We start from the raw sequence: 20,057 nt of genomic DNA, 5'->3' as shown, positions 1-20,057 counted from the left end.
CCCGAGGAGTTAGGTAATGCCTGAGCTCTATCACTACCTGCAACAGCTGATCAACGGCCTCACCGTCGGCAGCACCTATGCCCTGATCGCCATTGGCTACACCATGGTCTACGGCATCATCGGCATGATCAACTTCGCCCATGGCGAGGTGTACATGATTGGCTCGTACGTGGCCTTCATCGTGATCACGGGGCTGGCGATGATGGGAATCGTGAGTCTTCCTGTCGTCATCATCTGCACCTTCGCCGCGGCGATCATCGTCACCAGCGCTTACGGCTACAGCATCGAGCGGATCGCCTATCGGCCCCTGCGCGGAAGCAACCGGCTGATTCCGCTGATCTCCGCGATCGGCATGTCGATCTTCCTGCAGAACGAAGTGCTACTCGCCCAGGACTCCAAGGACAAGGCAATCCCCAACCTGCTGCCGGGCAACTTCGTGATCGGCGCCGACGAAATGACCGGCGTGACCATCTCGTACATGCAGGTGCTGATCTTCATCGTCACCCTGCTGACCATGTACGGCCTGTCCATGTTCATCTCCCGCTCCCGCCTGGGCCGCGCCTGCCGCGCCTGCGCCGAGGACCTGAAGATGGCCAACCTGCTGGGCATCAACACCAACAACATCATCGCCCTGACCTTCGTCATCGGCGCCACCCTGGCCGCCGTGGCCGCGGTGCTGCTGGGCCTGCAATACGGCGTGATCAACCCGCACATCGGCTTCCTCGCCGGCATCAAGGCATTCACTGCCGCGGTGCTGGGCGGCATCGGCAGCATCCCGGGCGCCATGCTCGGCGGCCTGGTGCTGGGCGTGGCCGAAGCCTTTGGCGCCGACGTGTTCGGTGACCAGTACAAGGACGTGGTGGCCTTCACCCTGCTGGTGCTCGTGCTGCTCTTCCGCCCCACTGGCCTGCTCGGTCGCCCGGAGGTGGAAAAGGTATGACTCGGAAACTCAAGACCGCCTTCTTCAGCGCCCTGCTGGTGATGGCCGTGGCCTACCCGGTGCTGGGCCTGAAGCTCAGCGTGATCGGCATCGGCCTGCAACTGGAGAACGTCAGCCCCACCCGGTTGTGGACCATCGCCGCCTGTGCCGTGCTGATGTTCGTCTGGCAGCTGGTGCGTGACCGCTTCGCCTTCGGCGGCAGCGTCAAGCAAGCCCTGTCGCATCCGCATACCCGTCTGGCCGAACGCCTGACCCACGCCTCCGTGCAACGCAAGATCATCATGGGCCTGATCGTCGTCGCCCTCGCCTGGCCGTTCTTCGGCTCGCGCGGCGCGGTGGACATCGCCACCCTGATCCTGATCTACGTGCTGCTGGGCCTGGGCCTGAACATCGTGGTGGGCCTGGCTGGCCTGCTCGACCTCGGCTACGTCGGCTTCTATGCCGTGGGCGCCTACAGCTACGCGCTGCTGTCGCACTACTACGGCCTGGGCTTCTGGGTGTGCCTGCCGATTGCCGGCCTGATGGCTGCGTTCTTCGGCTTCATCCTCGGCTTCCCGGTGTTGAGATTGCGCGGGGACTACCTGGCGATCGTGACCCTGGGCTTCGGCGAGATCATCCGCATCCTGCTGCGCAACATGACCGAGTTGACCGGCGGCCCCAACGGCATCAGCAACATCGACAAGCCGACCCTGTTCGGCCTGACCTTCGAGCGCCGCGCCCCCGAGGGCATGCAGACCTTCCACGAGTTCTTCGGCATCGCCTACAACTCGAACTACAAGGTCGTGTTCCTCTACCTGGTCGCGTTGCTGCTGGTGCTGCTGGTGCTGTTCGTCATCAACCGCCTGCTGCGCATGCCCCTGGGGCGCGCCTGGGAAGCCCTGCGCGAAGACGAGATCGCTTGCCGTGCGCTGGGCCTCAACCCGACGCTGATCAAGCTCTCCGCCTTCACCCTCGGCGCCTGCTTCGCCGGTTTTGCCGGCAGCTTCTTCGCCGCGCGCCAGGGCCTGGTCACCCCGGAGTCGTTCACCTTTATCGAATCGGCCATCATCCTCGCCATCGTGGTGCTGGGTGGCATGGGTTCCCAGCTCGGCGTCATCCTGGCCGCCGTAGTGATGATCCTGCTGCCCGAACTGATGCGTGAGTTCAGCGAGTACCGCATGCTGATGTTCGGCGCCCTCATGGTGCTGATGATGATCTGGCGTCCGCAGGGGCTTCTGCCCATGCAGCGCCCGCACCTGGAGTTGCGCAAATGAGCCGACCGATTCTTGAAGTATCCGGCCTCACCATGCGCTTCGGCGGGCTGCTGGCCGTCAACAACGTGGCCCTGAAGGTCCAGGAAAAACAGGTGATCTCGATGATCGGCCCCAACGGCGCCGGCAAGACCACCGTGTTCAACTGCCTGACCGGCTTCTACGCCCCCACCGGTGGCGAGATCCTGCTGCGCGGCGAGCCCATCCAGGGCCTGCCGGGCCACAAGATCGCCCACAAGGGCGTGGTGCGGACCTTCCAGAACGTACGCCTGTTCAAGGAAATGACCGCGGTAGAGAACCTGCTGGTGGCGCAACACCGGCACATCAATACCAACTTCCTCGCCGGCCTGCTCAAGACCCCGGCCTTCCGTCGCGCGGAAGCCGAGGCCCTGGACTACGCCTCGCACTGGCTGGAAATCGTCAATCTCAAGGACATCGCCAACCGCCCGGCGGGCACCCTCGCCTACGGCCAGCAGCGCCGCCTGGAGATCGCCCGCTGCATGATGACCCGACCGCAGCTGTTGATGCTGGACGAACCGGCGGCCGGCCTGAACCCGCGGGAAACCGAGGACCTCAAGGCGCTGATCGCCATGTTGCGCTCCGAGCACGGCGTCACCGTCCTGCTCATCGAGCACGACATGAAGCTGGTGATGAGCATTTCCGACCATATCTACGTGATCAACCAGGGCACTCCCCTGGCGGACGGCACCCCGGAGGAAATCCGCGGCAACCCGGATGTGATCAAAGCCTATCTGGGGGAGTCCTGAGTCATGCTGAAGTTCGACAAGGTTTCCACCTTCTACGGCAAGATCCAGGCGCTGCACGACGTCAGCATGGAAGTCCAGCAGGGCGAGATCGTCACCCTGATCGGTGCCAACGGCGCCGGCAAGTCGACCCTGCTGATGACCCTGTGCGGTTCGCCGCGCGCCTCCTCGGGCAGCATCACCTACATGGGCGAGGAGCTGGTCGGCAAGGAATCCTCCGTGATCATGCGCAAGAGCATCGCCGTCGTGCCGGAAGGCCGCCGCGTGTTCGCCCGCCTGACCGTGGAAGAGAACCTCGTCATGGGCGGTTTCTTTACCAGCAAGGGTGACTACCAGGAGCAGATGGACAAGGTCCTGGCCCTGTTCCCGCGCCTGAAGGAACGCTTCAACCAGCGCGGCGGCACCATGTCCGGCGGCGAACAGCAGATGCTCGCCATCGGCCGTGCGCTGATGAGCAAGCCCAAGCTGCTGCTGCTCGACGAGCCGTCCCTGGGCCTGGCGCCGATCATCATCCAGCAGATCTTCGACATCGTCGAACAGCTGCGCCAGGAAGGTGTCACCGTCTTCCTCGTCGAGCAGAACGCCAACCAGGCGCTCAAGCTCGCTGACCGCGGCTACGTGCTGGAGAATGGTCGCATCGTCATGCAGGACACCGGCGCCAACCTGCTGGTGAACCCCAAGGTGCGCGACGCGTACCTCGGCGGCTGATCCTCGCGCTGCCAGGAAAACGGCCCTTCGGGGCCGTTTTTTATGGCGGCCTGAATGGAGCCTGTCGGAGCGAGTTTGCTCGCGAATCACCCCCAACGACGGCGCCGAAGGGGAATCCATTCGCGAGCAAGCTCGCTCCTGCCACTCCCCTGCCGATTCAGCCACCCTCGCCTCACTAACCTGGACGAGCCGAGCTGCAGAAACGAAAACGCCGCCCACTGGGCGGCGTTTTCGTTGACTGGCGATCAGGTGCCGTAGCTCAGCACCTGTGCGCGCTGGCGCAATTGGGAGACCACGTCGTCCTCCATCCGGCCCTCGGAGATCAGCAGGTCGCGGCGGATGGTCTGCACCGCTTCTGCACTCTGGTCATGGTCGGCCAGGTGCTGGCCCTCGATGACTCGCCGCAGTACCACGTCTCCTTCGTCGTTGGTGAGGGTCAGAATTCGGCCGCCGTCGGGGCGTGCCGGGCCCAGGGAGGGAGCGTAGGGAGCGAAGGTCTCGGTCAGCAGGGCGCTTAGCCGGTCCATGTCGTATCTCCTTGTTGCGAAATGAAAAAACACAGGAAGAAGACCGCACGTTCGGCGATAAAGTTCGCGAGTTTCAGTACCGTTGGTCATGACGGCATGTTTCGCAGCCCGTTCATGCGGGCATGAAAAAGCCCGCCGATTGGCGGGCTTTTCCGGACAACGAGCCGCGTTTTAGAGCGGCTTGCCACGGTTGCCGTGGGCGCTGACGAAGGCCTGAACCTTGGCCAGCTCGTTCGGCAGAACGGTGCAACGCTCTTCGCGCTGGAACAGGTCGGTCAGGTGCGCCGGCAGCGCCGGGACGGCCTCGATGCCGGCCTTCTCCACCGCTTCCGGGAACTTGACCGGATGCGCGGTGCCCAGGGTGACCATGGGCACCGCCAGGCTGCGGCGGCACTCGCGAGCGGCGCGCACGCCGATGGCGGTGTGCGGGTCCAGCAACTCGCCGGACTCGGCGTAGACCTGGGCGATGGTCTCGCAGGTTTCCTCGTCGCTCACCGCCAGCGAATCGAACAGGCGGCGGGCTTCGGTCCAGCGGTCATCCTCGACGGCCAGCTTGCCGGTGGCCTTGAAGTTGTCCATCAGCTCGGCGACAGCCTTGCCGTTGCGGCCGTGCAGGTCGAACAGCAGGCGCTCGAAGTTGGACGAGACCATGATGTCCATGGACGGCGACAGCGACGCGTGCAGGGTGTCCTTGTCGTAGCGGTTGCCGGACATGAAGCGGTGCAGGATGTCGTTGCGGTTGGTCGCGACGATCAGTTGGCTGACCGGCAGGCCCATGTTGCGCGCCAGGTAGCCGGCGAAGATGTCGCCGAAGTTGCCGGTGGGCACCGAGAAGGCCACGGAACGTGCCGGCGCACCGAGCTGCAGGGCGGCGTGGAAGTAGTAGACGATCTGGGCCATGATCCGCGCCCAGTTGATCGAGTTCACCGCCACCAGGCGAGTGCCTTTCAGGAAGCCCTGGTCGGCGAAGCTGGCCTTGACCATTTCCTGGCAGTCGTCGAAGTTGCCTTCGATGGCGATGTTGTGGATGTTCTCGCCGAGGATGGTGGTCATCTGCCGGCGCTGCACCTCGGACACACGGTTGTGCGGGTGCATGATGAAGATATCGACGTTCTCGCAGGCCTTGCAGCCCTCGATGGCGGCCGAGCCGGTGTCGCCGGAGGTGGCGCCCATGATCACCACGCGCTCGCCGCGCTTGGTCAGCACGTGGTCGAGCAGGCGGCCGAGCAGTTGCAGGGCGAAGTCCTTGAAGGCCAGGGTCGGGCCGTGGAACAGCTCCAGCACCCACTCGTTGCCGTTGAGCTGGCGCAGCGGCGCCACGGCGTTGTGGGCGAAGACGCCGTAGGTCTCCTCGAGGATCTTCTTGAAGTCGGCATCGGAAATGCTGCCGGCAACGAACGGGCGCATCACGCGGAAAGCCAGCTCGTGGTAAGGCAGGCCGGCCCAGGAGGCAATCTCCTCGACGGTGAAGCGCGGCAGGTTTTCCGGCACGTAGAGGCCGCCGTCGCTGGCCAGGCCAGCCAGCAGCACGTCTTCGAAGTTCAGCGCAGGCGCCTGGCCGCGGGTACTGATGTAACGCATGTTGTGAAACCTTCGGGTTGGCGGCGGCGCGCAGGCGCCGCCGCAGTCGATTCAGTTCAGTTGTTCGACGCGGATGCGTACGACATTGCCGACGACGTCATCCAGCGCTTCCAGCGCGGCGATGGCTTCGATGATGCGGGACTCGAGCACGCGGTGGGTAACCAGGATCATCGGCACCAGACCGTCATGCTCTTCGACTTCCATCTGCATGATCGATTCGATGTTGATGCCGCGCTCGGAGAGGATGGTCGCCACCTGGGCCAGTACGCCCGGATGGTCCTTGGCCTGGATGCGCAGGTAGTAGGCGCTTTCGCAGGCGTCGATCGGCAGGATCGGGTGGTCGGAGAGCGAGTCCGGCTGGAAGGCCAGGTGCGGCACGCGGTTCTCCGGGTCGGCGGTCATGGCGCGAACCACGTCCACCAGGTCGGCGACCACCGAGGAAGCGGTGGGCTCCATGCCAGCGCCGGCGCCGTAGAACAGCGTCGAACCGGCGGCATCGCCGTTGACCATGACCGCGTTCATCACGCCATTCACATTGGCGATCAGGCGGTCGGCCGGGATCAGGGTCGGGTGTACGCGCAGCTCGATACCCTTGTCGGTACGGCGGGCGACGCCCAGGTGCTTGATGCGGTAGCCCAGCGCCTCGGCGTAGTTCACGTCGGCGGTGGTCAGTTGGGTGATGCCTTCGGTGTAGGCCTTGTCGAACTGCAGCGGGATGCCGAAGGCGATGGACGCCAGGATGGTCAGCTTGTGCGCGGCGTCGATGCCTTCGACGTCGAAGGTCGGATCGGCTTCGGCATAACCCAGCGCCTGGGCTTCCTTCAGCACGTCGGCGAAGGCACGGCCTTTCTCGCGCATCTCGGTGAGGATGAAGTTGCCGGTGCCGTTGATGATGCCGGCCAGCCAGTTGATGCGGTTGGCGGCCAGGCCCTCGCGGATCGCCTTGATCACCGGGATGCCACCGGCCACGGCGGCTTCGAAGGCAACGATGACGCCCTTCTCGCGGGCCTTGGCAAAGATCTCGTTGCCGTGCACGGCGATCAGCGCCTTGTTGGCGGTGACCACGTGCTTGCCGTTCTCGATGGCCTTGAGCACCAGTTCATGGGCCAGGGTGTAGCCACCGATCAGCTCGATGACGACGTCGATTTCCGGGTTGTTTGCCACGTCGAAGATATCGGCGGTAATGGGGGTACTGCCGGTTTCACACTTCGGATTGGGGCGACGGGCGGCAATCTGCGCAACCTCGATACCACGCCCGGCACGGCGGGCAATCTCCTCGGCGTTGCGTTTGAGTACATTGAAGGTACCGCCACCGACGGTCCCCAACCCACAGATTCCCACTTTCACCGGTTTCACGCTGAAACTCCCCATGATTACAGCATCGGGGTACCTGAGACGCCGATGCCCGCAACGAGGCGGGCACGGCAGCAGGCACCAAGTCAGAACAGGCGAGGCGCCTGTTCCCTAGTCAAAAGGAACCGAACATTACGAAGCGGTTCCGCATTAGTCAATCAGAGCGCAAGCCGCGGCTTACTTGGCTTCCAGCGCCAGCTTGGCGATCTGGCCAGCCGGCTGGTAGCCCGGCAGCATGGTGCCATCAGCGAGGATGATCGCCGGGGTGCCCTGCACACCGACCATCTGGCCCAGGGCGAACTGCGCATCCACCGGGTTATCGCACTTGGCGGCCTTCACTTCCTTCTCGTGGAACATGTCGCTCATGGCCGACTGGCGGTCCTTCGAACACCACACGGCCTGCAGCTGCGCATCGCCTGGCGAGTTCGGCCCCTGGCGCGGGAAGGCCAGGTAGCGCACCTCGATACCGCGCTTCTGCAGTTCCGGCACTTCGGCGTGCAGCTTCTGGCAGTACGGGCAGGTGGTGTCGGTGAAGACGGTGATGTGCGCCTTGGTCTCGCCCTTGGCCGGGAACACGACCATGTCCTTGGCGGCGATGGCGTTGATGGTCTTGGCCACGCCGGCGCTCTCGGCCTTCTCGGTCAGGTTGGTCGGCTTGCCGTCCTTCACCTGGTAGATATTGCCCTGGACGACGAACTGGCCGTCGGCGCTGGCGTAAAGAATACGGCCGCCCTTGAGTTGCACCTGGTAGATGCCATCCAGGGGACCCTTGGAGATATTCTCGATGGGCAGGTCAGGCTGCAGGGATTGCAGGGTGGTGCGGATCGCCTGGTCCGGTTCGGCGGCCAGGGCGAGGGTGCTGGCGAGGCCGATAGCCATACCAGCCAGAAGTCGAGACAAACGCATGGAAAACTCCTGATGTCAGTCGGCGAAGACTATCACACCGGGCCGGCAAGACCGAGCCAAAGGCTGTAGCGGGAAGCTTCGGCGGTCTTATCGGCTTCCGTGGCTTTTCTGTAGGAGCGAGCTTGCTCGCGAACCTTACTGGCCCGTACCGCTTCCGGCTGTTCGCGAGCAAGCTCGCTCCTACAAGATCACCCTGGACACTGGCGTGAGGCCGCACAGTTCGAAGGATGTCTAGCAGCGCTGGAGAAGCTCATCCACGGGGGTGATGCTGGGCGTGCAGGTCCTGCAGACGTGCACGGGCAATGTGCGTGTAGATCTGCGTGGTCGACAGATCGCTATGCCCCAGCAGCATCTGTACCACGCGCAGGTCAGCGCCGTGATTGAGCAGATGGGTGGCAAACGCGTGGCGCAAGGTGTGCGGCGACAGGCTCTTGCCGATGCCGGCCACCCTCGCGTGCAGCTTGATACGGTGCCAGAAGGTCTGCCGGGTCATCTGCTCGCCACGCAGGCTGGGGAACAGCACGTCGCTGGGCCGTCCGGCCAGCAGATCACCGCGGGCCTCGCGGACATAGCGCTCAATCCAGCGGATCGCCTCTTCACCCAGCGGCACCAGGCGCTCCTTGCTGCCTTTGCCGAGCACACGCACCACCCCCTGGCGCAAGTTCACCTGCTCCAGGGTCAGGCCAACCAGCTCACTGACCCGCAGGCCGCAGGCATACAGCACCTCGAGCATGGTGCGATCACGCAGCCCGAGCGGATCATCGGTCTCCGGCGCCGCCAGCAATGCCTCCACATCCGCCTCCGACAGCGATTTGGGCAGCGGCTTGCCCAGTTGCGGCAGGTCCACCAGCAGCGTCGGGTCTTCGGCGATCAGGCCCTCGCGCAGGTAGTAGCGGTAGAAGCCACGCAGGCCCGACAGGAAGCGTGCCGTGGAGCGCGCCTTGTAGCCCTCGCCCAGGCGCCAGGCCAGATGATCGAGGATCACGTCGCGACCAGCCGCCTCCAGCACCACGCCGCGCTGGTCCAGCCAGCCGTTGAACAGGGCGAGATCGCTCCCATACGCACTGCGGGTGTTGTCGGAGAGCCCCTTCTCCAGCCAGAGGGCATCGAGAAAGCGGTCGATCAGGGGATGAGCAATCGGAGTCATTTCAAGCCAGTACAAAGGAAAAAGCGGCGCCGGTAGTCTTTCATAGACACCATCCCCCTCACCACTGCTGCACAGCCTCGGACGGTCCATGGACGAACACAGCACCTATTACGCCTTCGCCGGTATCGGCATCGCCGCCCTCCTCAGCCAATGGCTGGCCTGGCGCCTGCGTCTGCCGGCGATTCTCTTCCTGCTGTTGAGCGGCATCCTGGTTGGCCCGATCCTGCACGTGCTGTCGCCCGAAGCGTTGTTCGGCCCGCTGTTGTTCCCTGTGGTCTCCCTCGCGGTAGCCCTGGTGCTGTTCGAGGGCAGCCTGACCCTGCACCTGGACGAGTGGAAGGAAATCGGCACCGTGGTACGCCGCATGGTGACCATCGGCGCCCTGGTCACCTGGGGCGTGATTGCCCTGGCCACTCACTACCTGCTGGACTTCACCTGGGAGATGGCGCTGCTGTTCGGCACGCTCACCCTGGTGACCGGCCCCACCGTGATCGTGCCGATGCTGCGTGTGGTCCGCCCCAACGCCACCATCGCCAACATCCTGCGCTGGGAGGGCATCGTCATCGACCCCATCGGCGCCATCCTCGCCGTGGTGGTCTACACCTTCATCGCCGCGAGCGACGCAGGCTCCGGGTGGACGGACAGCCTGCTGACCTTCATCAGCGTGATCGGTTGCGGCATTCTCTTCGGCCTGCTCGGCGGCCAGGCGCTGGGCGTAGCGCTGCGTCGCCACTGGCTGCCGGACTACCTGCACAACCTGGCATCGCTGTCGGTCGTCCTTGGCGTGTTCGTCCTGTCCAACACCGTGATGTCCGAGTCAGGATTGCTCGCCGTCACCGTGATGGGCCTGCGCATGGCCAACATGCAGGGCGTCGACGTGCGGCACATCCTGCACTTCAAGGAGAACCTCAGTGTCCTGCTGATTTCCGGCCTGTTCGTGCTGCTTGCCGCGCGGCTGGACCTGCCCGCCCTGCTCGGCCTCGGGCCGATCGCGCTGCTGGTGCTGGTGCTGATCCAGTTCGTCGCACGGCCGCTGAACGTGCTGATCGCCACGGCCGGGTCAACACTGAACTGGCGGGAACGGGCGCTGCTGAGTTGGATTGCACCAAGGGGAATCGTCGCCGCGGCGGTCTCGGCGATCTTCGCCATCCGCCTGCAGGAAGCCGGCCATGCCCAGGCCGGCGTGCTGGTGCCACTGACCTTCCTGGTGATCATCGGCACGGTGATCCTGCAAAGCGCCACCGCACGACCGCTGGCCCGTCTGCTGAAAGTTGCCGAGCCGGTGCCCACCGGCTTCCTCATCATCGGCGCCAACCCGGTGGCCCGCGCCATCGGCACCGGCCTGCAGAACGCCGGCGTGGAGGTACTGCTCACCGACTCGAGCTGGGAGAACACCCGCGCCGCGCGCATGGACAACCTGCCCACCTACTTCGGCAACCCGGCCTCGCAGCACGCCGAGGCGCACCTGGACCTGATCGGCCTGGGGCATCTGCTGGCCTTGTCGCCCAATGCCGAACTCAATGCGCTGATGTGCATGAGCTTCCGCCACGAGTTCAACCCGCGCCAGCGCTTCATCCTGCCCAGCAGCCAGGACAGCAGGCGCAGCGAGAAGCATCGGGTCAGCGACCGCCATCGCGGCCGACCGCTGGGGCAATCGACGATCACTTATCCACAGATGGCAGGCCTTATCGCTCGCGGCGCGGAAATCCGCTCGACGCTACTGAGCGAGAACTTTGGCTGGGAGGACTATCAGGCGCTGCACGAAGGCCGTGCGCTTCTGCTGTTCGCCAAGGACCCGAATGGCCGCCTGCACATTGCCAGCCCCGAGCGTCCGCTGACGCCCGACACGGGGTGGACGGTGATTTCGCTGATCGAGGAAGTAGCTGAAGGGTCGTCGAGTAGGAATGAAACGGCACAAGTCGCAAGAACCTGACGACTGGCTACGTCACCCTATCTTACGGTTGGTGACAGAATATGTCTGACAGACAATGATTGCACCACGCCATCATTGCGCCCCACGAAGCCCACGCCATGCCCAGTCAACAGAACTCTCGTCTCGGCCAGATCCTTGTCAGCAAGGGCCTGATTACCTCCCAACAGCTGGACAAGGCCATCCAGCTCCAGCTCACCAACGGCCTGCGCCTGGGCGAAACCCTGATCCAGCAGGGCTGGATCAGCGAACGCCAGCTCGGCCGTGCGCTGAAGAAGCAGAACAACCTGCGCTTGGCCGCGACCCTGGTCGCCGCGCTGCTCAGCCCATTCCAGCTGGCCAGCGCCGATGTGCAGCGCCAGGCATCGACGAGCATCACCCGCCATGAGGCGCCCAAGGGCTTGAAGCCACTGAGCGACCGCGAGATGAGCGACGTCAGTGCCCAGGGTTTCGATGACACCCTGCAGAGCCTGCTGGTCAGCGCCGAAAGCGGCGATGGCGTTGGCGCCATCAAGCAACTGTCGCGCCTGGTAATGCCAGTCGTGGACAGCCTCGACGCCGAAACCTCTCTGCACGATGTCCAGTACGACACGCTGCACGCCTCCTCCAGCCTGAATGCCGATGGCTCGATCAACGTGCGCCTGCCCAGCTCCATCGGCGAGGTGCGCTTCGACAACATCCGCGTCGCCGGTGCGCCGAAGACCCAGAGCATGGGCAGCCTGAGCCTGCAGAACATCGACCTGTCCCAGGCCTCGCTGAAGATCAGCCTGCGCCACTGACGCGTTCTCCTTGTAGGAGCGAGCCTGCTCGCGAACAACCCAGCGCCGAATTGGCCGGTGAAAAGCTTCGCGCGCAAGCTCGCTTCGACAGAAAGCGGACAGGCATGAAGCAAGAAGGCGCCCGTGGGCGCCTTCTTTCATTTCAGGCCTCGAAGCCGGACAGGACCGGCACCGGGCGCTTCTCATCGTCGATGGCGACGAAGCTGAACAGCCCGTGGATAGCCTTCTCGCGGCCATCGGCGGACATGCTCTCGACGAAGACCTCGACCTCGACCTTGAGGCTGGTATTGCCGACCTTCACCACCCGGCCGATCAATTCGACGATGGAACCGGCGGCGATCGGGTGCTTGAAGTCGATGCGATCGGTCGACACGGTCACCAGCGGCAGGCGGCAGAAGCGGGTCGCGGCGATGAACGAGACCTCATCCATCCAGGCCAGCGCGGTACCGCCGAACAGGGTGTTGTGGTGGTTGGTGGTGGGCGGGAAAACCGCCTTGGTCACGCGGGTTTCGGATAACTCGGTACGACGGAGGATTTCTTGCTCTCTGGGGCTCATGCCACTGCTACCTGATGCAATGAGGGTGGCTGCCGGTGCTGCGGGGTCTTGTACTTCTAATGCGCTGCCGGGGGCAGATCGGACGCCGGATTGAACGGCGAAAAACTACAGGCAAGAAAAAAGCAGCCCGTGGGCTGCTTTTTTCGGGAACAACCGGCGAATTAGGCCAGTTTTTCCTTGATGCGTGCTGCCTTGCCGGACAGTTCGCGGAGGTAGTACAGCTTGGCCTTGCGCACGTCGCCGCGACGCTTGACGGAGATGCTGTCAACCAGCGGGCTGTAGGTCTGGAAGGTACGCTCTACGCCAACGCCGTTGGAGATCTTGCGAACGGTGAAAGCACTGTTCAGGCCGCGGTTACGCTTGCCGATGACAACGCCTTCGAAGGCCTGCAGACGCTGACGGTCGCCTTCCTTCACTTTAACCTGGACGATTACGGTGTCGCCGGGGGCGAACGCCGGAATCTCTTTGCTCATCTGTTCAGCTTCGATCTGCTGAATGATCTTGTTGGTCATTTCGTGCTCCTAAGACAAGCGCTCGGCGCTCGCCATCGATACGTTAACTATCGTTCCGCTGGCGGATGTATTCCTCCAGCAGCTTTTTCTCTTCTCCAGAAAGCGAGCGGCAATCCAGAAGATCGGCACGTCGTTCCCAGGTCCTGCCTAAGGACTGCTGTAAACGCCAGCGCCGGATGTGTTCGTGGTTGCCGCTGAGCAGCACCTCCGGAACACGTTTGTCTGCGTACACCTCGGGTCGGGTGTAGTGCGGACAGTCGAGCAGGCCATCCGTGAAGGAGTCCTCCTCGGCGGAGTCCACGTGGCCCAATGCACCGGGCAACAATCGCGTGACCGCGTCAATCAGCACCATGGCCGGAAGCTCACCCCCGGACAGGACATAATCGCCGACTGACCATTCCTCATCGACATGCTCTTCAATGAAGCGCTCGTCGATGCCTTCGTAACGCCCGGCGATCAGGATCAGACGTTCCTCGTTCGCCAGTTCTTTCACGGCCGCCTGCGTCAGCTTGCGACCTTGCGGCGAGAGGTAGATCACCTTCACCGGTCCGCCTGCGGCTTGCCGGGCATCGCCCAGTGCGCCTTCGAGCGGCTTGATTTTCATCACCATGCCGGGACCACCACCGAAAGGCCGGTCGTCCACCGTCTGGTGACGGTCCTCGGTGTTGCTTCGCGGGTTGAAGCACTGAAGCTGAATCAGCTCCTGCTTGACCGCGCGACTCGTGATGCCATAGTCGCTGATGGCGCGAAACATCTCCGGAAAGATGCTGATTACTCCTATCCACATCGGCTGAGGGCTCTCATCCACATGGGTTAGAAGTCCGCGTCCCAGTCCACCCGAATCTCACCGGCTTCCAGGTCCACCGCCTGTACGCACTGATCCGTATACGGAAGCAGGCGTTCGCGGTCGTCCAGGCTGCCTGCGCAGGGCTTGACTACCATCACATCGTTGGCGCCGGTCTCCAGCAAGTGGTCGAGAATCCCGAACAGTTGCCCGTTCTGGTCAATCACCTTGAGACCTTCCAACTGGCTCCAGTAGAACTCGCCATCGTCCAGCACCGGCAGCTCGCTGCGCGGAACCAGGATTTCGAATTCGGCGAAGGTGCGGGCGATCTCGCGATCATCCAGTCCCTTCAGCTTCGCGACCAGGACATTGCCCTGCACGCGACCTTGGACCAGTTCAGCCTGTCGAACCTCGTTGCCACGCTTGAGCGTCCAGCGACGGTAGTCCAGCAGGTTGTCCAACGGATCGGTAAAGGAATACACCTTCACCTCACCACGAATACCGTGCACCGATACGATCTTGCCGAGAACTACCATCTCCTCGGCGGGAGCAGGATTCGTGTTCATCGATCTCAGGCAGCCTTGGCGGCTTCCTTGATCAGCTGAGCAACACGCTCAGACGGTTGAGCGCCTTGGCTCAGCCAGTAGTTCAGACGCTCCTGGTTGACCGAGAGCTTGAGCTCAGCACCAGTGGCGACAGGGTTGAAGAAGCCGACGCGCTCGACGAAACGGCCGTCACGAGCGTTGCGGCTGTTGGTCACGGTCAGGTGATAGAACGGGCGCTTCTTGGAGCCGCCACGAGCCAGACGAATGGTTACCATGCGTACGTTGTTCCTATGGTTTGCTTGCAAAAAAGAAATGCAGCCCTCGGGCACATAGCCCGAAAGGCCGCATATTCTATGAGCTAAAACCCCGCGCCGCAAGCCGCAGCGCGTCCGGCCCGCCGGGCGGCGAGCCGTCTGGGCTTACATCTTGGGCATGCCGCCGGGGAACATGCTCCCCATGCCGCGCATCATCTTGGCCATGCCGCCCTTGGCGGTGACCTTCTTCATCATCTTCTGCATCTGCTTGTGCTGCTTGATGAGGCGACCAACGTCCTGCACCTGGGTACCCGAACCCATGGCGATGCGGCGCTTGCGCGAGCCGCTGATCACTTCCGGATCACGGCGCTCGGCGGGTGTCATGGAGTTGATGATCGCCTCCATCTGCTTGAACTGCTTCTCCGCCGCGTTCTGCGCGTTGCCCATCTGCGACAGGTTGACGCCGCCGAGCATCGGCAGCTTGTCCATCAGGCTGCCCAGGCCGCCCATGTTCTTCATCTGCTGCAGCTGATCGCGGAAGTCTTCCAGGTCGAAGCCCTTGCCCTTCTTGATCTTCTTCGCGAGCTTCTCGGCCTTCTCGCGGTCCATGCTCTGCTCGGCCTGCTCGATCAGGCTGAGCACGTCGCCCATGCCGAGGATGCGCGAGGCCACGCGGTCGGGGTGGAACGGATCGAGCGCTTCGCTCTTCTCGCCCATGCCGAGGAACTTGATCGGCTTGCCGGTGATGGCGCGCACGGACAGCGCGGCACCGCCACGGGCGTCACCGTCGACCTTGGTCAGCACCACGCCGGTCAGCGGCAGCGCATCATTGAAGGCCTTGGCGGTGTTGGCGGCGTCCTGGCCGGTCATGGCGTCGACCACGAACAGGGTTTCAACCGGCTTGATCGCCGCATGGACCTGCTTGATCTCGTCCATCATGTCGGCGTCGATGTGCAGACGGCCGGCGGTGTCGACGATGACCACGTCGATGAACTTCAGCTTGGCTTCGCGGATCGCTGCTTCGGCGATCGCTACCGGCTTCTGGCTGGTATCGGACGGGAAGAAGGTCACGCCGATGTCGCTGGCCAGGGTTTCCAGCTGTTTGATCGCCGCCGGGCGGTAGACGTCGGCGGACACCACCAGTACCGACTTCTTCTTGCGCTCCTTGAGGAAGCGCGCCAGCTTGCCGGCGGTAGTGGTCTTGCCCGCGCCCTGCAGGCCGGCCATCAGGATGACCGCCGGCGGAGCGGCGTTGAGGTCGAGGTCCTCGTTGGCCGCGCCCATCAGCTCGACCAGTTCGGCCTGGACGATCTTCACGAAGGCCTGGCCCGGGGTCAGGCTCTTGGAAACTTCGGTGCCGACCGCGCGATCCTTGATCTTGGCGACGAAGTCCTTGACCACCGGCAGGGCCACGTCGGCCTCCAGCAGGGCCATCCGCACTTCGCGGAGCGTGTCCTTGATGTTGTCCTCGGTCAGCTTGGCCTTGCCAGTGACGTGGCGCAGCGTTTGCGAGAGGCGATCTGTAAGGTTTTCGAACATGCGCGTTCCTAATCAGCCCGGTCGGGCCTGGGTTTGGCTTGTCAGCAAGCCGCCGATTATAGCGAAGTGCGGCCAGCGCCAACACCGCCGATGATCCCGATGTGACGGAGCGCTTCGCAGGCCAGAAGCGAACTGTTCTCAGCGGCTTTCTAGGCGCGGGCGATCTGTGCCAAACTCACCACCTTTCGGGTCCCCCGTCGAAGGACTGTTCCAAGGACTTATGCAACCTCTGCTGCCCAGCCTGATCGCCGCCGTCCTTTATATCGGCACAACCGTCTACCAGGGCGCAAGCCTGGCCCGCCGCACCCCGCCGCAAAAACCGCTGCTCCTCCTGCTGGGCCTCATCGCCCTGCTCTGCCAGGCCTACAGCCTGAGCCAGGAGCTGCTGACGCCTGCAGGCCTGGCGCTGGACTTCTTCAACGCCGCCAGCCTGATCTCCGCCGCGGTCACCGCCCTGACCCTGCTGGCCTGCCTGCGCATCCCGGTGCAGAACCTGCTGCTCTTCCTTTACCCACTCGGCGCGCTGACCACCCTGCTGGCCTTGCTGATGCCCCACGGCACCATCGAGCCGATCAACGAGCAACCCGGCATCCTCGCCCACATCCTGCTGTCGATCCTGGCCTACGGCCTGCTGACCATCGCTGTGGTCCAGGCGCTGCTGCTACTGGTCCAGGACCATCAGCTCAAGCACAAGCACCCGTCGGGCCTGATCCGCAACTTCCCGCCGCTGCAGACCATGGAAAGCCTGCTGTTCGGCTTCCTCTGGGGCGGCTGGTCGCTGCTCTCGCTGTCGCTGATCTCCGGCTGGCTGTTCGTCGACAACCTGTTCGCCCAGCACCTGGCGCACAAGACCATCCTGTCCTGCTTCGCCTGGGTGGTGTTCGGCGTGCTGCTGTGGGGCCGCCACCAGCTCGGCTGGCGCGGCCACAAGGCGATCCGCTGGACCCTCGCGGGTTTCTGCCTGCTGATGCTGGCCTACTTCGGCAGCAAGCTGGTCAAGGAATTCATCCTGCACATCTGAGGCTAACGGCGGCGCCTGAGCGCCGCTGAAGGATATGCGCGCATGGAAGAGATCCACCCCGGCTACCTGATCGGCCTGCTGGTCTTCCTGATCCTCTGCTCGGCGTTCTTCTCTAGCGTCGAGACCGGCATGCTCAGCCTCGACCGCTACCGTCTGCGCCACCTGTCCAAGCAGGGCAACCGCGGGGCGCGCCGCACCAGTTGGCTGCTGCTGCGCACCGACCGGCTGCTGGGCACCATCCTGATCGGCAACAACTTCGTCAACATCATCGCCTCGTCCCTGGCGACCCTGCTGGCCCTGCGTCTCTGGGGCGAAGCGGGCGTGGCCATCGCCACCGTGGCGCTGACGCTGATCCTGCTGATCTTCGGCGAGATCACGCCCAAGACCTACGCCGCCCTGCGCCCCGAGCGCGTGGCCTTCCCCGCCAGCCTGCCGCTGATCTGGATGCAGAAGCTGTTCAGCCCGCTGCTCTGGCTGATGACCGGCATCAGCAATCTCCTGCTGCGCCTGGGCGGCCTCGACCCGACCCAGCGAGGCGGCAAGCCGCTGAGCAACGACGAACTGCGCAGCGTGGTCACCGACTCCAGCGAAAAGCTCACCCATAACCGCCAGGACATGCTGCTGAGCATCCTCGACCTGGAAAAGATCACGGTGAACGACCTGATGGTGCCGCGCAACGAAGTCCAGGGCATCGACCTGGACGACGAGCTGGAAACCATCATCGGCCAGCTGCGCAACACCACCCATACCCGGCTGCCGGTGTTCCGCAACGACATCAACCAGGTCGAAGGCGTGGTGCACATGCGCCAGATCGCCCGTCTGCTGACCCATAACCAGTTGACCAAGGACAGCCTCAAGGCCGCCTGCCTGGAGCCCTACTTCGTGCCCGAGAGCACGCCGCTGTCGACCCAGCTGGTGAACTTCCAGAAGCAGAAGCGCCGCATCGGCATCGTCGTCGACGAATACGGCGAGGTGATCGGCATCATCACCCTGGAAGACATCCTGGAAGAAATCGTCGGCGAGTTCAGCAACCAGAACACCCTGCGCAACCCGGATATCCACCCCCAGGCCGACGGCACCTATGTCATCGACGGCTCGGCCAACCTGCGGGACGTCAACCGCGCGCTCGGCTGGCAACTGCCCAGTGACGGGCCCAAGACCCTCAACGGCCTGGTCACCGAAGCGCTGGAACAGATTCCCGACTGCGCCGTGTGCCTGAAGATCGGCCGCTACCGCCTGGAAATCCTCCAGTCGGGCGAAAACCGGGTGAAAAGTGTGCGCGCGTGGCTGCCTGGCGCTCCGCCAAGAGAGCCTTACGCCGACGAGCTTGCCTGAGCCGCCCCGCCCGCCCCTATAATCCAGGCGGCTTACCCAGCCTCCCGCCGACGCCCGCCGTTACCCGCGACGCAGCGCCGGCCAGTCAATCGCACGCCCCGCCGAGCTTCGACCCTGCGTCGTTGCCTTGCGAAGCAGCCGGCCTCGCCCCGACCCGCCGCGAGCCGCGCCCACCCTGCCCCGACACCGGGCCGCGCTCGCACTCGCGCCATGGCGATGCCTCAAGAAACGTCGGACACGACCGCCAGAGTCGTCGCCGCGCCTGACTGCCAGGGATATTCCCCGTATGACCAGCGCCACCCTCGAAGCCGCACAACCGGCCGCACAGACCAACTCCACCACCCGCGTCGCGGTCGCCAGCTTCATCGGCACCGCCATCGAGTTCTACGACTTCTACGTCTACGCCACCGCCGCCGCGCTGGTGATCGGCCCGGTGTTCTTCCCGCAGACCTCCGGTACCGCCCAGGCGCTCAGCGCCTTCATTACCTTCGGCATCGCCTTCCTCGCTCGCCCGCTGGGCTCAGCACTGTTCGGCCACTTCGGCGACCGCATCGGGCGCAAGTCGACCCTGGTGGCCTCCCTGCTGCTGATGGGCATCTCCACCACCCTGATCGGCCTGCTGCCGGGCTACGACAGCATTGGCGCGTGGGCGCCGATCCTGCTTTGCGTACTGCGCTTCGGCCAGGGCCTTGGGCTGGGTGGCGAATGGGGCGGCGCCGCGCTGCTGGCCACGGAGAACGCGCCCAAGGGCCGTCGGGCCTGGTTCGGCATGTTCCCGCAGATGGGCCCATCCATCGGCTTCCTGGCTGCCAACGGCCTGTTCCTCTGCCTCGCCATGCTGCTGAGCGAAGAGCAGTTCCGCGCCTGGGGCTGGCGCATCCCGTTCGTGCTCAGCGCGGTGCTGGTCATCGTCGGCCTCTACGTCCGCCTCAAACTGGTCGAAACCCCGGTGTTCGCCAAGGCCATGGAGCGCCACGAGCGTTCCAGCCTGCCGATCGCCGAGCTGTTCGCCAAGCACTGGCGGCCCACCCTGCTGGGCGCCCTGGCGATGGTGGTGTGCTACGCCCTCTTCTATATCTCCACGGTGTTCTCGCTGAGCTATGGCGTCAGCACCCTGGGCTACAGTCGTGAAGACTTCCTCGGCCTGCTGTGCATCGCGGTGCTCTTCATGGCGGCAGCAACACCGGTTTCCGCCTGGCTGAGCGACCACTTCGGGCGCAAGCCGGTGCTGATCGTCGGCTGCATCGCCGCCATCGCCTCGGGCTTCGCCATGGAACCACTGCTGAGCCAGGGCTCATCGGTGGAAGTGGCGGTCTTCCTGTCGCTGGAACTGTTCCTCATGGGCGTGACTTTCGCCCCCATGGGCGCGCTGCTGCCGGAGCTGTTCCCCACCCACGTGCGCTACACCGGCGCCTCGGCGGCCTACAACCTGGGCGGCATTCTTGGTGCCTCAGTGGCGCCGTACATCGCGCAGAAGCTGGTGGGCATGGGTGGCCTGAGCTGGGTGGGCGGCTATGTGTCGGTTGCGGCGGCACTCAGCCTGCTGGCGGTGCTGTGCCTGCGCGAGACGCGCGGGGACGACCTGAACGATATCCGCTGAGACTTGCCTGTAGGAGCGAGCTTGCT

20 protein-coding genes are annotated in these 20,057 nt (G+C 64.2%); 9 read left to right on the top strand and 11 right to left on the bottom strand.

Annotated elements, in window-relative coordinates; translation table 11 throughout:
• Nucleotides 1–16: 16 nt before the first annotated feature.
• From livH to A6723_RS14200, 4 genes are read left to right on the top strand one after another with little or no spacing between them, the layout of a single operon-like run.
• Complete coding sequence (gene livH, locus A6723_RS14215; protein WP_024766895.1) at nucleotides 17–940, top strand: high-affinity branched-chain amino acid ABC transporter permease LivH; 924 nt, start codon at nucleotides 17–19, stop codon at nucleotides 938–940.
• Complete coding sequence (locus A6723_RS14210; protein ID WP_054907400.1) at nucleotides 937–2,193, top strand: high-affinity branched-chain amino acid ABC transporter permease LivM; 1,257 nt, start codon at nucleotides 937–939, stop codon at nucleotides 2,191–2,193. The genes livH and A6723_RS14210 overlap by 4 nt, the downstream gene beginning before the upstream one ends.
• Nucleotides 2,190–2,957 (top strand): high-affinity branched-chain amino acid ABC transporter ATP-binding protein LivG, encoded by a 768-nt coding sequence (gene livG, locus A6723_RS14205; protein ID WP_054907399.1) that lies wholly within the window; start codon nucleotides 2,190–2,192, stop codon nucleotides 2,955–2,957. The genes A6723_RS14210 and livG overlap by 4 nt, the downstream gene beginning before the upstream one ends.
• Before the next feature lie 3 nt (nucleotides 2,958–2,960).
• Nucleotides 2,961–3,662: an ABC transporter ATP-binding protein gene (locus A6723_RS14200; protein WP_054907398.1), complete on the top strand. Its 702-nt coding sequence runs from the start codon at nucleotides 2,961–2,963 to the stop codon at nucleotides 3,660–3,662.
• Between the two features lie 245 nt (nucleotides 3,663–3,907).
• On the opposite strand, the gene A6723_RS14195 is transcribed toward A6723_RS14200, so the two are convergent.
• The 5 genes from A6723_RS14195 to xerD all read right to left on the bottom strand — a co-directional run bounded on the left by A6723_RS14195 (nucleotide 3,908) and on the right by xerD (nucleotide 9,176).
• On the bottom strand, nucleotides 3,908–4,189 hold the full coding sequence (locus A6723_RS14195; RefSeq protein ID WP_045210456.1) for a DUF3509 domain-containing protein: 282 nt from the start codon (nucleotides 4,187–4,189) through the stop codon (nucleotides 3,908–3,910).
• Between the two features lie 171 nt (nucleotides 4,190–4,360).
• On the bottom strand, nucleotides 4,361–5,770 hold the full coding sequence (gene thrC / locus A6723_RS14190; protein WP_038803287.1) for a threonine synthase: 1,410 nt from the start codon (nucleotides 5,768–5,770) through the stop codon (nucleotides 4,361–4,363).
• 51 nt (nucleotides 5,771–5,821) lie between these two features.
• Entirely contained in the window at nucleotides 5,822–7,126 is a 1,305-nt protein-coding gene (locus A6723_RS14185; RefSeq protein WP_024766890.1) for a homoserine dehydrogenase, read from the bottom strand.
• A 174-nt stretch (nucleotides 7,127–7,300) separates the two neighbouring features.
• Entirely contained in the window at nucleotides 7,301–8,029 is a 729-nt protein-coding gene (locus A6723_RS14180; protein ID WP_024766889.1) for a thioredoxin fold domain-containing protein, read from the bottom strand.
• 250 nt (nucleotides 8,030–8,279) lie between these two features.
• Nucleotides 8,280–9,176, bottom strand: a complete 897-nt coding sequence (gene xerD, locus A6723_RS14175; RefSeq protein ID WP_054907397.1) for a site-specific tyrosine recombinase XerD — start codon at nucleotides 9,174–9,176, stop codon at nucleotides 8,280–8,282.
• Between the two features lie 88 nt (nucleotides 9,177–9,264).
• Here xerD and A6723_RS14170 point away from each other — a divergent pair, with 88 nt between their 5' ends.
• Nucleotides 9,265–11,109: a sodium:proton antiporter gene (locus A6723_RS14170; protein WP_054907396.1), complete on the top strand. Its 1,845-nt coding sequence runs from the start codon at nucleotides 9,265–9,267 to the stop codon at nucleotides 11,107–11,109.
• 98 nt (nucleotides 11,110–11,207) lie between these two features.
• The gene (locus tag A6723_RS14165) at nucleotides 11,208–11,885 is read left to right on the top strand and encodes a hypothetical protein (RefSeq protein ID WP_054907395.1); all 678 of its coding nucleotides are present in this window, start codon (nucleotides 11,208–11,210) and stop codon (nucleotides 11,883–11,885) included.
• Nucleotides 11,886–12,027: 142 nt separating this feature from the next.
• Here A6723_RS14165 and A6723_RS14160 read toward each other — a convergent pair whose 3' ends face one another.
• From A6723_RS14160 to ffh, 6 genes are all read right to left on the bottom strand, one after another.
• Nucleotides 12,028–12,441, bottom strand: a complete 414-nt coding sequence (locus tag A6723_RS14160) for an acyl-CoA thioesterase (RefSeq protein ID WP_054907394.1) — start codon at nucleotides 12,439–12,441, stop codon at nucleotides 12,028–12,030.
• 161 nt (nucleotides 12,442–12,602) lie between these two features.
• Nucleotides 12,603–12,953: a 50S ribosomal protein L19 gene (gene rplS / locus A6723_RS14155; RefSeq protein ID WP_017522234.1), complete on the bottom strand. Its 351-nt coding sequence runs from the start codon at nucleotides 12,951–12,953 to the stop codon at nucleotides 12,603–12,605.
• Between the two features lie 43 nt (nucleotides 12,954–12,996).
• On the bottom strand, nucleotides 12,997–13,740 hold the full coding sequence (gene trmD / locus A6723_RS14150) for a tRNA (guanosine(37)-N1)-methyltransferase TrmD (protein WP_024766884.1): 744 nt from the start codon (nucleotides 13,738–13,740) through the stop codon (nucleotides 12,997–12,999).
• Between the two features lie 26 nt (nucleotides 13,741–13,766).
• The gene (gene rimM / locus A6723_RS14145) at nucleotides 13,767–14,303 is read right to left on the bottom strand and encodes a ribosome maturation factor RimM (RefSeq protein ID WP_054907392.1); all 537 of its coding nucleotides are present in this window, start codon (nucleotides 14,301–14,303) and stop codon (nucleotides 13,767–13,769) included.
• A gap of 5 nt (nucleotides 14,304–14,308) precedes the next feature.
• On the bottom strand, nucleotides 14,309–14,557 hold the full coding sequence (rpsP, locus tag A6723_RS14140; protein ID WP_054907391.1) for a 30S ribosomal protein S16: 249 nt from the start codon (nucleotides 14,555–14,557) through the stop codon (nucleotides 14,309–14,311).
• 144 nt (nucleotides 14,558–14,701) lie between these two features.
• Nucleotides 14,702–16,075: a signal recognition particle protein gene (ffh, locus tag A6723_RS14135; RefSeq protein ID WP_054907390.1), complete on the bottom strand. Its 1,374-nt coding sequence runs from the start codon at nucleotides 16,073–16,075 to the stop codon at nucleotides 14,702–14,704.
• A 220-nt stretch (nucleotides 16,076–16,295) separates the two neighbouring features.
• Between ffh and A6723_RS14130 the strand changes: the two genes are divergently transcribed.
• From A6723_RS14130 to A6723_RS14120, 3 genes are all read left to right on the top strand, one after another.
• The gene (locus A6723_RS14130) at nucleotides 16,296–17,096 is read left to right on the top strand and encodes an inner membrane protein YpjD (RefSeq protein WP_054907389.1); all 801 of its coding nucleotides are present in this window, start codon (nucleotides 16,296–16,298) and stop codon (nucleotides 17,094–17,096) included.
• A gap of 42 nt (nucleotides 17,097–17,138) precedes the next feature.
• On the top strand, nucleotides 17,139–18,431 hold the full coding sequence (locus A6723_RS14125) for an HlyC/CorC family transporter (RefSeq protein WP_024766879.1): 1,293 nt from the start codon (nucleotides 17,139–17,141) through the stop codon (nucleotides 18,429–18,431).
• Between the two features lie 286 nt (nucleotides 18,432–18,717).
• Nucleotides 18,718–20,031 carry an MFS transporter gene (locus A6723_RS14120; RefSeq protein ID WP_054907388.1) on the top strand — a complete coding sequence of 438 codons (1,314 nt, stop codon included), beginning with the start codon at nucleotides 18,718–18,720 and terminating at the stop codon, nucleotides 20,029–20,031.
• Nucleotides 20,032–20,057 lie beyond the last annotated feature (26 nt).

This window comes from Pseudomonas sp. AU11447, assembly GCF_001672555.2.
GTDB classification, from domain to species: Bacteria; Pseudomonadota; Gammaproteobacteria; order Pseudomonadales; family Pseudomonadaceae; genus Pseudomonas; species Pseudomonas nitroreducens.
The sequence above is the reverse complement of the archived record's forward strand: the minus strand, read 5'-3'. Positions and strand labels throughout refer to the sequence as shown.